The sequence below is a fragment of the Candidatus Liberibacter asiaticus genome (assembly GCF_000590865.3).
Taxonomy (GTDB): Bacteria; Pseudomonadota; Alphaproteobacteria; order Rhizobiales; family Rhizobiaceae; genus Liberibacter; species Liberibacter asiaticus.
Genome location: NZ_CP010804.2, coordinates 444,499 through 459,100 on the forward strand (window position 1 = coordinate 444,499; position 14,602 = coordinate 459,100).

Genomic DNA, 14,602 nt, shown 5'->3' on the forward strand with positions numbered 1-14,602 from the left:
AAATGTCAAATAATTATTCTAAACGTCGACTTGGTCGTGGACTTGCTGCTCTTATTGGAGAAGTTAATCAATCTATTGATTCTCCCGAAAAGAAAACAGAAACAATTCCCGAATCTCAAGATTGTATTTCTATTCATTCTATAGTTCCCAATCCGCATAATCCTAGAAATTATTTTGAATCAGAAGGATTAGAGGATCTTTGTCAATCAATTAAATCTCATGGTATAATACAGCCATTAATTGTACGTGCAATTGATAATGGATTATATAAGATAATCGCTGGCGAAAGGCGTTTTCGAGCTGCCAAAATGGCTTCTTTATCAGAAGTTCCTGTAATTATTCGTAATGTAGATAATAAATCTTCTCTTGAAATTGCTATTGTAGAAAATGTTCAGCGTAAAGATTTAAATCCTTTAGAAGAGGCTTTAGGATATGAACAATTAATTTCTGAGTATGGGTATACACAAAATGATATTGGATCAATTGTCGGGAAAAGTCGTAGTCATGTTGCGAATATATTAAGAATTTTAAAATTACCTTCTTCTGTTAGAGAAATGATTCGTAAAGAAGAAATTTCTTTGGGTCATGCTCGTACTTTAGTTTCAACTTCTGATCCATTATCTCTTGCGCAAGTTATCGTTTCTAAAAAAATGTCAGTGCGTGATACAGAAGAACTAGTTCAAGAGCAAGATAATAAAAAAGAAAAAAGAAAAAAAATTTTTGAAGGAAGTCGTGAGAAAGAAAAATATCTCACTGATTTGGAAAAGAAGATATCATCTAAAGTTGGTTTAAATATTTCTATAAAACATCGCAATAATAAAGGTCAGTTTTGCATTAAATATGAAACAAATGAACAATTAAAAATAATATGTTCTTTATTAGGTGAAAATGATTTTGAGTATTGATTTTTTTATGTTCTTTTATAAAAATTGTTATTTTTTACAAGCTGTTTGTGCAATATATAATATAGTTTGGAATATAATATTTTTTTCAAGATATTTTTTTTTCCGTGCTAGATGGATTCTGTGGTCAATTTTATGTAAAGTTTCTCGTACGAGATTTTTATTCCAAATTCGTAAGGATTCTTGAAGTATATTTCTTTTCATAGGGATAATATTTTTTTCAGTTTTTTGTATTATTTTTTCGAAAGATATATTAGAGCATTCTTTTATTATATGGATTTTTTCTAGTAATTGAAATTTCTGTAAAAATCCATGTAGTAGTGCATGTGAAGGCATTTTTGATGCAAGAAAAAAATCAGCTAGCATAATTGCATTGTATATTTTCCCTTGTATAGTAGCGTTAATAATTTCTTCAATATACAATACATGTGTATCACAAATTATGTCTTTTACATGTTGTTCTGTTATCAAAATATCTTCTAAGCAATAAGATGATAGTTTCTGGAGTTCATTCCGAGAAGCTATACGATCTCCGCCTAAATTTGCAAGTAATATTTGTTTTGCTTCTTTGGAAATTGATTTTTGACCTATCAAGAGACTTTCCTCTATTAAGTCCATCAAATGAATTTTATTATCAGGATAACAAGATATGGCAAGAACAGATGTAAATTTTTCTGCTATTTTCCTTAAGGTATTGTTTTTCTTTATTTCGTTAGACTTAATAATAATAATATGATTACAAATATTTTTTATAATGATTTCTTCTAAACAGTCTAACACTTTTTTTTCAGTAGATAAGTTTTCAATTAGAATAATTTTCTTTTTACTAAATAAACTTGTTGAGTTTATTTCATTCCAAAACGTTGATATGTTTTTTTGAATTTCTAAAGCATTTAGGACAACAAGAGAAAAGGGATCATGATATGTAATACTTATATTTTTTTTGAATTGGTTAATTAATTCAAATATTAATCCTTTATCTGATCCATAGAAAATAAATACAAAATGAGAAAGAAAAAGATTTTTCGTAGATTTTTGAATGAATTTATGAGATTCTATTGTAGCCATTTTGACTATTCTATGGTTCTTATAAAACTGATAATGTCAATATAGATATTTTCTGATAATTCTTGAATAGCCTTCTCTTCTGAACTTTTATGAGATCGAAGTTGGGAAAATTGTTGATCTGAAAAATCAAATAAAGAAGTTACATCTGTATTATTCTCATATAAAATATTTTTTCCAGAGATTTCTTTAAAATAATATTTTGCCTTTAAGGTAATCCTTCCTATGTTTTTGAAGAATGCGTTGCTAATAGCATGGTCTGTAAAAGAATCTATATTGACTTCTAATTGATATAAATTTTTGGTACGAACGGTAGATGTTAAGAAATTTATACTTCTGTATATTTCGTTTTTATTATTCTTGGATACAACCAATACTTTTATAGGATGGATATATTCTGTACGATCCTGATTTTTTAAGTAGTAAAAAGGATATACGCTACAAGAATTAATTAATAAAAAGAAATTAAAAACAACTAATATTCGCAATATACGTTTATACAACAATGTTAACAATCCGTTTTGAGATAATAATTATTTTTTTGGGACTTTTCCCTTGTAGTATATTTTTTATTACATTCAATTCCAGTACAGTTTTTTTAATAAAATCATCGTCTGTATTCATTGATACTGTGATGCAAGCTCTTTTTTTACCATTTACTTGAATAGGAAGAATAATATCTGTATTAACTTCTAAAATAGGATCTAATTTTGGCCATTTCTGTTGCGCTACTAACCCCGCATTCCCCAATAATTGCCAGCATTCTTCTGCTAAATGGGGAATCATGGGAGACATCATAATAATCAATTTCTCTAATATATATCGGATGGTAGATATACGATCTGCATTACTTTTCTTTTTTGCAATTTCCATAAGTGGCTTGCTTATGACATTCACTAACTCATGAATATTAGCAACAGCTTTGTTAAAAGAGAGATTCTGATAATTCTCTTCTATCCTTTCTAAAAATTTTGTAGATCGGAATTGCTTATAAGAGATATATCTTTTTTTGTTGACGATGTTTGTAATTCATCTTTGGCATTATAAATTAAACGCCATATTTGCTGTATAAATTGGTAAGTAGAATCTACTCCTTTATTAGACCATATAATATCACGATCTGGAGGAGAATCTGATAAGACAAATAATCTAGCTGTATCGGCACCGTAAGATTTTATAACTTTCATAGGATCTATGACATTTTTTTTTGACTTCGACATTTTTTCTAAAGGTCCGATAACGACTTTAGAATTATCAGAAAGACGAAATGCACAATTTTCTCCTTCTATATTTCTGAGGATCACTTCATCAGGTTTTAAATACTTCTTTTTTATTCCTTCTAATTGATAATACGTTTCATGAACAACCATTCCTTGAGTAAATAAACGTTTAAATGGTTCGTCAATTTCGATATATCCTATTTTTTTCAATATGTGAGCAAAAAATCGAGCGTAAAGAAGATGTAAAACTGCGTGCTCAATACCACCAATATATTGATCTACTGGAAACCACTGTCTAACTAATTCCTTATTGATAGGATCTTTTGCATGTGGTGTCATATATCTCATATAGTACCATGAAGAGTCGACAAATGTATCCATAGTATCAGTTTCACGCAAAGCTTCTGATCCACATTTCACACAAAATATTTTTTTCCACGTTGGATGATTTTCAAGTGGATTTCCAGGAAGTGTAAAATCTAAGTCTTCTGGCAATTGTACAGGTAAATCCTCCTTGGGAAGTTCAACAATACCACATTTTTGACAATGGATAACGGGGATGGGACATCCCCAACTGCGTTGGCGTGATATACACCAATCGCGCAAACGAAAATTAATTTTTCTCTTTCCTATAGGAGAGTTTTTAATATTTTGTTTTTCTAAATGTGACATTACAGCTTGCAAAGCTTCTGTATTAGTCATCCCATCAAGAAATGACGAGTTAATCATAATACCATCGCCACTGAATGCTTTGCCTTCCTCAATATCTTGAGAATGGTTAATACTCCGTTTCATGATAGGAATAATAGGTAAACCATATTTTTTAGCAAAATCCATGTCACGTTGATCTGCAAAAGGGCATCCGAAAATTGCACCGGTTCCGTAGTTCATAAAAACAAAGTTCGCAATATAAACAGGTATTACTACATTAGGGTTTAAAGGATGTTTGACATGGATACCAGTATAAATTCCTTTTTTTTCAGTTTTGTCTAATACAGAAAGCGAAGTCCCTTTCTGTTTTTCTTCATCACAAAATTCTTTTATATCTGTATTATCACAGGATAATTTTTCAGAGATTGAATGATCGACAGCGATAGCTATAAAGGATGCACCAAAAATTGTTTCAGGTCTTGTAGTATATACTAAAATCTCTTCAATTTGATCTATCGTATTTGAAACAATTTCCCAACGGATTTCCATTCCTTCTGAACGCCCAATCCAATTTTTTTGCATAATTTTCACTTTTTCTGGCCACTCAGAAAGAGTTTCAATAGAATCGAGCAATTCTTGGGATAAATCAGATATTTTAAAAAACCACTGGGGTAAACTACGTTGTTCAACTGGCGCGTCAGAACGCCATCCACGCCCATTGATTACTTGTTCATTAGCAAGAACAGTTTGTTCTACAGGATCCCAATTTACTTGTGCGGTTTTGCGAACTATTACATTGTGTTTCATGAAATCTAAAAACAACAACTGCTGGCAATGATAATAATCAACATCGCAAGTAGCAAAGTCTTTGCTCCAATCTATAGATAGCCCTATAGATTGGAGTTGTTTTCTCATAACTTTAATATTTTGATAGGTCCACATCTTGGGATGAACATTGTGTTCCCGAGCGGCATTTTCCGCAGGCATCCCAAAAGCATCCCACCCCATAGGATGCAATACAGAGTAACCACTTGCTCTCATAAAACGAGCTACAACATCGCCTATCACATAATTCCGTAAATGTCCCATATGAATATTTCCCGAAGGATAAGGAAACATTTCAAGAACGAAATATTTTTTCTTGTTTTTTCCATTTTCGGCTTTAAAAATATTAGAATCATACCAGGCACTTTGCCATATGGAATCTGTTTCCTGGGGAGAATAGCTTCTTGTTTCCATCCTGATACCTATGAAGTGGAAAAAATTATTACAATTACTTAAGGCAAGTATTATTTAATAATTACTGATTAGTAGATATAGTAGTTGGATTTCATTATGTCAAATAGGATAGGCTATGTCCTTGGGAAACAAATTACAGGTTTTTAAGCAAAAGATCGAGAATAGCGCGATACTTGCAAAACGTCCAAAGGACAGTGTGTCTTTGGTAGCTGTTTCAAAAATGGTTGATAGTAAAAAGATTAGGGTTGCTTTGTCTTGTGGACAAGTGATCTTTGCCGAGAATAAGTTGCAAGAAGCAAAAAAAAAATGGATTCCTTTGCGAAAGGAATGGGATGTACAATTGAGATTCATTGGTTCTTTGCAATCTAATAAAGTATCCGAGATTGTTTCTCTTTTTGATGTTATTGAGACAGTTAGTCGAGAAAAGACAGCTTCTTTATTATCCCTTGAAATGATCAAACAAAGTCGTTTTTTACCTGTTTATATTCAGGTGAATACGGGATATGAGATACAAAAATCTGGAATAATGCCTAACCAGACAAAAGATTTTGTTATTTTATGTCGACAAAAATATCAACTTAATGTCGAAGGCTTAATGTGTATTCCTCCTGCCATGGGTAATCCTAAACCTCATTTTTATTTATTATCTGAAATCGCTAGAGAGTGTAAACTCACGAAGTTATCTATGGGAATGACGAGAGACTTTGAGCTAGCTATTGCATCTGGTGCCACTAGTGTCCGAATAGGTTCTGGCATATTTGGAGAACGTCCATGTCAAACATAGTCAAAATACTGAAAATAATCGGTTCGATCATGTAGATAAAATTAGTGTCTACATAAATTTTTCTCCTCTCTTTTAAGAGGAGAAAGGTGTGGATATATCGTCGACTGCCTTGTTATATTTTGCTTCTGTATTTTTTGAACACTTTTCAATTTCTCTATCCAAGTCAATTTGAGCACAAAGGCCTAGTGTTACAGGATCCATAGGGACCAGATTTGCTGTGTTCCAATGTGTACGATTACGAATCTGCTCGATGGTCGAACCTGTAGTACCGACTAAGTGAGAGATTTGTGCATCTTTAAGTCTAGGATAATTACGAATTAACCAAAGTATTGCGTTGGGTCTATCTTGGCGCTTTGATACAGGGGTATATCGTTTTTTCTTTTTAGTACTTTCAAGAATATACGACTTCGGTTTAGATATTTTTAACTTGTAATTCTTATCTTTTTCCCCCAAGGCTATTTCTTCAGCAGATAACTGTCCAGAAGAAATGAGATTAAATCCTTTTATGCCTTGTAATGACTCTCCATCGGCAATAGCCATCACTTCTAAGAGATGTAAACCACAAAATTCCGCTATTTGATCAAAAGAAAGCGATGTATTATCTATAAGCCATACAGCACTAGCTTTAGGCATTAAAGGTCTTTGACACATAGTGCATATCCTTAAATCACGCAAATAAAGCCCGTTTTTTACAAAAATCAAAGCCAAAAATTTTTCAGCTATAATAGCAAGGAAGGAATAAAAATGGCAACAGTAATTTTGTATTTATTCGATATCATTATCCACTTTATATTTTCATCAATTTTATTTTTCTTATCTCAAAAGATGAACTAATTTTTAACTTTAATAGATGACTAATGGATGGACATGTTTTTTTAAAAAAACGTTTATTGGTTTTCGTCATCTAATATATTTTTAAAATTTAAAACATGGTTTTGTTGTGATGTCTGAAAATATGTCTTTCATTATAAGTAATAAAAATGAGAATTTTTTATTATCAGATTGGTCCAAAAAGAAAATGAAAATCGTTGCTGGGTTGATATTGCTTTGTACAGTATTTGCTATTACTTTAGCCTTGGGTACTTGGGATGTATATGATCCTAGTTTTTCGTATATTACCCTTCGTTCACCTAAGAATTTTTTAGGATATGGTGGTGCCATTTTTGCTGATGTTGCGATACAGTTCTTTGGTATTGCTAGCGTATTTTTCTTGCCTCCTCCTACGATGTGGGCTTTATCATTATTATTTGACAAAAAGATATATTGTTTTTCGAAGCGGGCTACCGCATGGTTAATAAATATTTTGGTTTCAGCAACTTTTTTTGCCTCTTTTTCTCCATCTCAATCTTGGCCCATTCAAAATGGCTTTGGTGGCATAATTGGTGATTTAATTATACGATTGCCTTTTCTATTTTTTGAAAGTTATCCAAGAAAGTTAGGTATTTTGTTCTTTCAAATGATACTTTTTTTGGCTATGTCTTGGCTTTTGATTTATTCTTCAAGTGCTATTTTTCAAGGTAAACGTCGCGTGCCATATAATATGGCAGATTGTCTTATTAGTGATGAATCAAAAACACAGCTAGAAGATGTTATGGCATCGAGTCTTTTGAAATATCTTTGTAATATGTTCAGGGTTTGGATTGGTCGTTTTTTGGGATTTGCGTTTTTCATATCTTTTGTTAAAAAGTGTTTAGGAGATTCGAATATATCTGTTGATGATTATCGTAAAAAAATAGAACCTACTTTAGATGTCAGTTTTCATGATGCAATAGATATAAATTCAATAACAGAATATCAATTAAATGCTGATATTGTTCAAAATATTTCTCAATCAAATTTAATAAATCATGGTACTGGGACTTTTGTTCTACCTTCTAAAGAAATTCTTTCTACGTCGCAGTCACCTGTAAATCAGATGACTTTTTCTCCAAAAGTTATGCAGAACAATGCATGTACACTTAAAAGTGTGCTTAGTGATTTTGGTATTCAAGGAGAGATTGTTAATGTGCGTCCTGGACCTGTTATAACCCTTTATGAATTGGAGCCCGCTCCAGGAATAAAATCGTCGCGTATTATTGGTCTTTCTGATGATATTGCAAGGTCTATGAGTGCTATTTCAGCACGTGTTGCAGTGATACCGAGGCGTAATGCTATAGGCATTGAGTTACCAAATGATATACGCGAAACGGTTATGTTGAGGGACTTGATTGTATCTCGTGTTTTTGAGAAAAATCAATGCGATTTGGCAATAAATCTTGGAAAAAGCATAGAAGGGAAACCTATCATCGCTGATCTTGCCAGAATGCCACATCTTTTAATAGCAGGAACTACTGGATCAGGCAAATCTGTAGCTATAAATACTATGATTTTGTCTTTGCTTTATCGTATGACACCAGCTCAATGTCGTTTGATTATGATTGATCCAAAGATGTTAGAACTGTCTGTTTATGATGGAATCCCTAATCTTCTTACTCCAGTCGTCACTAATCCCCAAAAAGCGGTTACTGTACTTAAATGGTTGGTCTGTGAAATGGAAGAGCGATATCAGAAAATGTCTAAAATAGGTGTACGTAATATTGATGGATTCAATCTTAAAGTTGCACAGTACCATAATACAGGGAAAAAATTTAATCGTACCGTTCAGACGGGTTTTGATCGTAAAACAGGTGAAGCCATTTACGAAACAGAACATTTTGATTTTCAACATATGCCATATATTGTCGTGGTTATAGACGAAATGGCTGATTTAATGATGGTGGCGAGGAAGGATATAGAGAGTGCTGTACAACGTTTAGCACAGATGGCGCGTGCATCAGGAATTCATGTAATTATGGCAACACAGAGGCCTTCGGTAGATGTGATCACTGGTACGATTAAGGCAAATTTCCCCACAAGAATTTCTTTTCAAGTTTCTTCCAAGATTGATAGTCGTACTATTTTAGGAGAACAAGGGGCAGAGCAACTTTTAGGACAAGGTGATATGCTTTACATGACAGGGGGTGGACGTGTCCAACGTATACACGGGCCTTTTGTATCAGATATTGAAGTTGAAAAAGTTGTTTCGCACCTGAAAACACAAGGAGAAGCGAAGTATATTGATATAAAAGATAAAATTTTGTTAAATGAAGAGATGCGTTTTTCTGAAAATTCTTCTGTAGCGGATGATCTGTATAAACAAGCTGTAGATATTGTATTGCGAGATAATAAGGCTTCTATATCTTACATACAGCGTCGATTGGGAATTGGGTATAATCGCGCTGCGTCTATTATCGAGAACATGGAAGAAAAAGGGGTTATCGGTCCAGCTAGTAGTACTGGTAAGCGAGAAATTTTAATATCATCTATGGAAGAATGTCATGAATAAATATCATTATTTGATCTACCTTTTTATCGATATTTGGTTTAATATTATCTTGACCCTGATAGGGTTCGCGAGGATTGGCCTAGTTTATTGTATTGTCCTGTTTTTTCTTCAACCGGTTACTTTCCTTTTAGCAGGCGTTTGCGAAGGATTATTCCAGTTAATTTGCTGGATTACTTTCCGTATTCGCAGTTTATCTGCTTGTCTGCTAAGGTAAATCTCAAATTCTTCTACCGGTAGCCGCTCAATTTCACTGGGCTGCGAGCGAAACCACTTTGTCGGTAACGTGCCTTTGCCTTATGCAATTATCTCGGATATTGTATTCAGCCCTGCGAGGCCGCAAAATTGGCTATGCAATGCTTGGAATCCGCCAAATCCATCTTTCTCCAGATCTTCCGCAATAGATCAGTATGCTGGCAATCAACAGTTTATCCAAATTCGATGGATTCTGACTGTATTTGCATGCTATCTGTGTATGGTAAAAAGCTCATGGTGACGGTGACCTAGATGAGTATCTCACCGTTGGCGGGCATAGGGAAAATGTGGGTAATAATAAGCACCAGAAGGGAAGATTATTTTGGAATCTTAGATCTAAGGAATGAATGACGTGGTTAACCAGCTAATATGATCATGCTCTACTCTGCCCACGCGTGAATATTTTATGTTCGAGTAAGTATTTCACCGTTCATCAACTACTTAATATGAGTATAAGTAGAGAAAATTTGTAAGAATTGTGATATAAGTGCGATAAGGTAAGACCAATTTGTATGAGAAAGCATAGCGAGATTAACCTCTATGTGATTTAGGAGTGAAACATAACTATTATTTTATTTGGTTTCTCTTCATAATTTTTTTACGTGAGGAAGTATTAGAAAAAATGATTTTTATTGAACATTCTTAAGAGACTATATTTGTCATCTTTGTGTAATTTATTTTCTTTTAGCAGGAATTACTTATATGGCATTTTTGTTGTATAAAAGCGTTATAGGAGTTGTTATTTTATTTTTTTACAGTGCAATTTTCCCCTTTAATGCTGCATATCCTATTACCAAAGATCAATCTGTGAAGAAAGCGATTGAACACTTTTTATCTATTCAAACGATGCAAGGTACATTTCTTCAAGAAGATGCTGGTTATGTCATGAAAGGAGAGTTTTTTATGGCTCGTCCAAGTAAATTTTATTTTAAGTATAGTTCCCCATCCTCTGTAAGTCTTATCTCAGATGGGAGCAATATAGCGGTATATAATGCAAAATTGGACACATGGAGTGTTTATCCTCTTCGCTACATGGCTTTTAGTGTGATTTTTTCGAATAATCAGCATGTGATACAAGAAAGTATACAACGTGTAGAGTCGAATAATAGCTTTATTACTATTTTTTTTAAAGATGATTTTATGGGAAATATGATTTCTGTGACTTTTGATAGACTATCTTACCGTCTTTTAAATTGGAAGATCATGGATAGTTCAAGAAGGTATAGTATTATAAAAATATTGAAATATAAGGAAAATACTGTGCTTGATCCCAAAGTTTTTGAAATTCCTTATGATAAGATCCACAATATAAATTGACTTTTTTGATTTGCAAATATTGTTATTGTTTTTTGAATATCTAAAGGAATATTTTTAAAAACAAATCAATTTATATAAGCACAATCGTCTTATTGTTTAAAATCATAATCAATAGTTATAGGACAATGATCACTCAAGCGATATCATTTATTAGTGGCATCTTCTTGTGTATATAGAATTTCAGAAAACTTTCCTTAATTAAGTATCTAGAGGCATTTTTATCCATAACGAAAAAATCTATGGGTTCTAAATTTTTAGTATTTTTGTGCGTATTGCATTGTGATTTTTTTTATGGGGTAAACGCATCAAAGTATTATCTTGATTTATTTTTTGCCATAGTTCATCTTTAATCCCAGAGTGAGAGTGATTGATTTTTCTATTGAAATCTCCCGCAATAATGAAAGGCATATTTAAGTTATTCTTCTGATCAACCCATTGTTTGAGCCAAGTAGCTTGTAAATTGAGCATGTAACAGCTTGAAATGTAAGAATCTTCTATGCTATCAAGGAAACAAAATGATTTCAGATGTATATCAAGAAGCCATATTTTCCTTCCATCAACTTCAAATAAAATTTCAACAGCACGACGTTTTCCTGCTTTAGAATCTAATCCTTCAGTATCCATTGGTAGATAAGATTTTTGCAAAAGATGGATGGCACCTTTGCGGATAACTATTGCTGTATGCATAGCATGTTTGTCAGTATTACTACCAGAATATAAAATATCCCATTTATCATTAGGAAATACTCTCTTAATGGCTTCGTAACTTCCTATTTCTTGGAGACATACAATATCAGCATCCAGTTGTTCAGCATACTTTTGCAGTAAAGCATAGTCATTATCTTCTCGTATTACCGAATTTTTAAACAGAGCAACACCAGATTTTTCAGAAAGATTATTGATATTCCAAGACGCAATTCGAATTCTCTGAGCGAGAATCACATTAGGGATGAGATAAAAAAAACAAAGCTAATGTAATGCTTTTTCCTAAGTAAAAATTTTGTTCACGCAATATAAACTCTAGAAAAATTAATTAATAAAATGATTCCTGCAGTTTATCGAAATAAGTTTTATTTTAAAGGAAAAAATTTATATTTTGTTTTTAAAAGAAACGGCAGCGTTCCGTGCTATACGATCAACCTTCTCGTTTTCTTGATTGCCCGCATGACCTTTTATCCAATACAAATCAACTTTATGTTGTGCAGAGGCTTCTACAAATTTCATCCAGAGATCTATATTTTTAACGGTTTTTTTATCAGAAGTCTTCCACCCATTTTGTTGCCATTTTTTTATCCATTGTGAAAAACCTTTATGAACATAGGAGCTATCTGTATATAAAAGTACTTTACAAGGGTACTTGAGAGCAGTCAGAGCTTTAATCGCAGCCATCAATTCCATTCTATTATTAGTTGTTTCTTTCTCTCCTCCAGAAATAATTTTTTCTTTTCCTTTATATCGTAGTAGCACGCCCCATCCTCCAGGACCTGGATTGCCGGAACAAGCGCCATCAGTATATGCGTGAACTTCTCTCAAATGTTTAGAATCCATATTCTGATATAGAGGATATTTGTTTATGAAACCGTGTTTTAAGAATATATTCCATCGGATCTTTTGTAATTGTAAGAGCATTGCATGGCATATTTTGGCTATCGTAAAGCCGTGTTAAGAAGAATCGTAATGCTGCTCCACGTAAGAGTGTAGGGAGTGATTGTAGTTCATTTTCTGAAATCTTCCGTACTTTATTATATCCATTAAGAATAGAGAATCCTCTAGATGGATTGTAAGTATTATTTTCATCAAAACACCAAGCATTAATGCAAATAGAGAGATCATACATAAGGAAATCATTGCAGGAGAAATAAAAATCAATCAATCCCATAATTTTATTGTTGTAAAAGAGTACGTTATCTGGGAATAGATCTGCATGAATAATACCAGTTGGTAAATTTTTAGGCCAAGATTCTTTTAAGAAGCAAAATTCATGGTCTATCTCTTTTTTTAAATCCTCATCTACCTTATCAAAACATTTTGCCCATAAAAATTTTAAATTAAGAGGAGATAGTGTGTTTTTTCTATACAAATGAAAATTCTTTGTTTTTTGATGCATGGAAGCGAGCATACTTCCGATTTCTTCACAATGTATATCAGAAATATGATTTAACGGACTTCCTTTAATAAAAGAGAAGATATTTGCAGGTTTTTTACAGAGAAAGCCATAAAGCTTTCCATCGTTTCTAGGAATCGGTATAGGACACGGTAATTTATTACGAGAAATATAGTGTAATAATTCAATAAAAACAGGAAGGTCTTTTTCATTCATACGTTTCTCATAGATAGTAAGAATAAAGGTTCCCTTAGAAGTCTGAATGACAAAATTAGAGTTTTCTACACCATGAATGATAGGTTGTACTGAATTTAATTGTCCTATTGCGTATTCTTGTACAAAACTCTGGATTTCTTTTTGAGGAGGATGGGTATAAACAGCCAATATTTTACCTCTTATACACAAGCACTGATAAAATTATTCTAATTTATGAATGATGTACTATTGAACAAAACAACAGAGAATTTGATGTGTTTGCATATTTTATATATAATTACTTTCAAAAGGAATATTTCTTCTGTTTAGGGAACATCACTTTGCCAAGTACTATAAAACACACGCAACTTTAAACGCACATGCGCTATTTCTTTAATCTATTTATATACCTATTTAATGAGACAGTCCGACTATTTCATTAACATATTTCATGGTTTCTTGAGCACGACAGCGAGCGCGATTTGCTCCTTCAACTAAAATAGTATCAAGATAAGATTTATCTTTTAAGAGATGTTGTATTTTTTGAGATATAGGTACAATTTCCTCTATAACAGCATCTGCCAACGCTAACTTGAATTGAGAGAAATTCTTCCCTCCAAATTGTTTGAGAGCTTCTTCTATTTTAATTTGTCTCATTGTTGCGAAAATTTCTATAAGATTTTTCGCTTCAAGTCTGTTTTCAAGTCCAGAAACTTCTGAAGGTAATACATCACCATCAGTTTTGGCTTTTTGAATCTTCTTTGCAATAATATCAGGATTATCTAGTAGGTTAATACGCGAAAAATCCGAAGAATCAGATTTAGACATTTTTTTAGATGCATCCCTTAAAGATCGGATACGGGATGCTGAACTGTCTATCAAACCCTCAATGATAGGGAAAAAACCTTTGCTATATTGTTCTTCCTGTGCATATTTTTGAGCAACTTCTTTTATTTTACGTTCAAATTCTGTGTTAAACCTTTGCGCTATAAGGCGAGTGATTTCAAGATGTTGCCTTTGATCTTCTCCTACAGGCACATGAGTAGCACGATATAACAGTATATCTGCCGCCATTAAAACAGGGTACATAAACAATCCAAGAGAAGCAGTCTCTTCCTTATTTTCTTTACTTTTTTCTTTGAATTGTATCATATTATTCATCCATCCCATGCGTGCGACACAACTCAAAATCCACGATAAATCAGCATGGTAACCAACATCGGATTGTTTGAATATGATGTTTCGAGATGGATCAACTCCGGCTGCCAAGAACGATGCAACGAATAAACGAGATTGATATCGCAGATTTTCTTGAACAATGTTATTGGTAATAGCATGCAAATCTGCGATGAAGTACATTCCAAGATGATTGCAAGTCTCTTGCCTCCTGATAACATTGCGGATCATACCTAGGTAATTACCTAGATGCAATACCCCGGTTGGCTGAACTCCAGATACAAACAAATTATCAGATGAAAGCATTGAATCTCTCCAACGAAATAAGATCAT

11 protein-coding genes and 1 pseudogene are annotated in these 14,602 nt (G+C 32.8%); 4 read left to right on the top strand and 8 right to left on the bottom strand.

Annotation, left to right across the window (positions count from 1 at the left end; genetic code table 11):
* Nucleotides 1-2 precede the first annotated feature (2 nt).
* Nucleotides 3-905, top strand: a complete 903-nt coding sequence (locus tag CD16_RS02005) for a ParB/RepB/Spo0J family partition protein (RefSeq protein WP_012778737.1) — start codon at nt 3-5, stop codon at nt 903-905.
* Between the two features lie 27 nt (nt 906-932).
* On the opposite strand, the gene holA is transcribed toward CD16_RS02005, so the two are convergent.
* The 3 genes and pseudogenes from holA to leuS all read right to left on the bottom strand — a co-directional run bounded on the left by holA (nt 933) and on the right by leuS (nt 5,077).
* Entirely contained in the window at nt 933-1,970 is a 1,038-nt protein-coding gene (gene holA / locus CD16_RS02010) for a DNA polymerase III subunit delta (RefSeq protein WP_015452375.1), read from the bottom strand.
* A gap of 5 nt (nt 1,971-1,975) precedes the next feature.
* Nucleotides 1,976-2,470 (bottom strand): hypothetical protein, encoded by a 495-nt coding sequence (locus CD16_RS02015; protein ID WP_240532090.1) that lies wholly within the window; start codon nt 2,468-2,470, stop codon nt 1,976-1,978.
* Nucleotides 2,463-5,077, bottom strand: a pseudogene (gene leuS / locus CD16_RS02020) (leucine--tRNA ligase). Before leuS ends, CD16_RS02015 begins: the two are co-directional and overlap by 8 nt.
* 115 nt (nt 5,078-5,192) lie before the next feature.
* On the opposite strand from leuS, the gene CD16_RS02025 reads away from it, so the two are divergent.
* On the top strand, nt 5,193-5,861 hold the full coding sequence (locus tag CD16_RS02025) for a YggS family pyridoxal phosphate-dependent enzyme (RefSeq protein ID WP_012778741.1): 669 nt from the start codon (nt 5,193-5,195) through the stop codon (nt 5,859-5,861).
* 72 nt (nt 5,862-5,933) lie between these two features.
* On the opposite strand, the gene CD16_RS02030 is transcribed toward CD16_RS02025, so the two are convergent.
* On the bottom strand, nt 5,934-6,512 hold the full coding sequence (locus CD16_RS02030) for a DUF1013 domain-containing protein (RefSeq protein WP_012778742.1): 579 nt from the start codon (nt 6,510-6,512) through the stop codon (nt 5,934-5,936).
* A gap of 292 nt (nt 6,513-6,804) precedes the next feature.
* Between CD16_RS02030 and CD16_RS02035 the strand changes: the two genes are divergently transcribed.
* Together CD16_RS02035 and CD16_RS02040 are read left to right on the top strand one after the other, a co-directional pair.
* Complete coding sequence (locus tag CD16_RS02035; protein WP_012778743.1) at nt 6,805-9,225, top strand: FtsK/SpoIIIE family DNA translocase; 2,421 nt, start codon at nt 6,805-6,807, stop codon at nt 9,223-9,225.
* A 954-nt stretch (nt 9,226-10,179) separates the two neighbouring features.
* The gene (locus CD16_RS02040; protein ID WP_012778744.1) at nt 10,180-10,794 is read left to right on the top strand and encodes a LolA family protein; all 615 of its coding nucleotides are present in this window, start codon (nt 10,180-10,182) and stop codon (nt 10,792-10,794) included.
* A 246-nt stretch (nt 10,795-11,040) separates the two neighbouring features.
* Here the strand turns inward: CD16_RS02040 and CD16_RS02045 are convergent, their stop codons facing one another.
* The 4 genes from CD16_RS02045 to trpS form a co-directional block, all read right to left on the bottom strand.
* Nucleotides 11,041-11,736, bottom strand: a complete 696-nt coding sequence (locus tag CD16_RS02045; protein ID WP_012778745.1) for an endonuclease/exonuclease/phosphatase family protein — start codon at nt 11,734-11,736, stop codon at nt 11,041-11,043.
* A gap of 147 nt (nt 11,737-11,883) precedes the next feature.
* Nucleotides 11,884-12,327 carry a ribonuclease HI gene (gene rnhA / locus CD16_RS02050; RefSeq protein WP_197538643.1) on the bottom strand — a complete coding sequence of 148 codons (444 nt, stop codon included), beginning with the start codon at nt 12,325-12,327 and terminating at the stop codon, nt 11,884-11,886.
* Between the two features lie 4 nt (nt 12,328-12,331).
* Nucleotides 12,332-13,282 (bottom strand): homoserine kinase, encoded by a 951-nt coding sequence (locus tag CD16_RS02055; RefSeq protein ID WP_012778747.1) that lies wholly within the window; start codon nt 13,280-13,282, stop codon nt 12,332-12,334.
* Between the two features lie 225 nt (nt 13,283-13,507).
* Nucleotides 13,508-14,575, bottom strand: coding sequence for a tryptophan--tRNA ligase (trpS, locus tag CD16_RS02060; protein ID WP_012778748.1), 1,068 nt, complete (start codon nt 14,573-14,575; stop codon nt 13,508-13,510).
* Between the last annotated feature and the right edge of the window lie 27 nt (nt 14,576-14,602).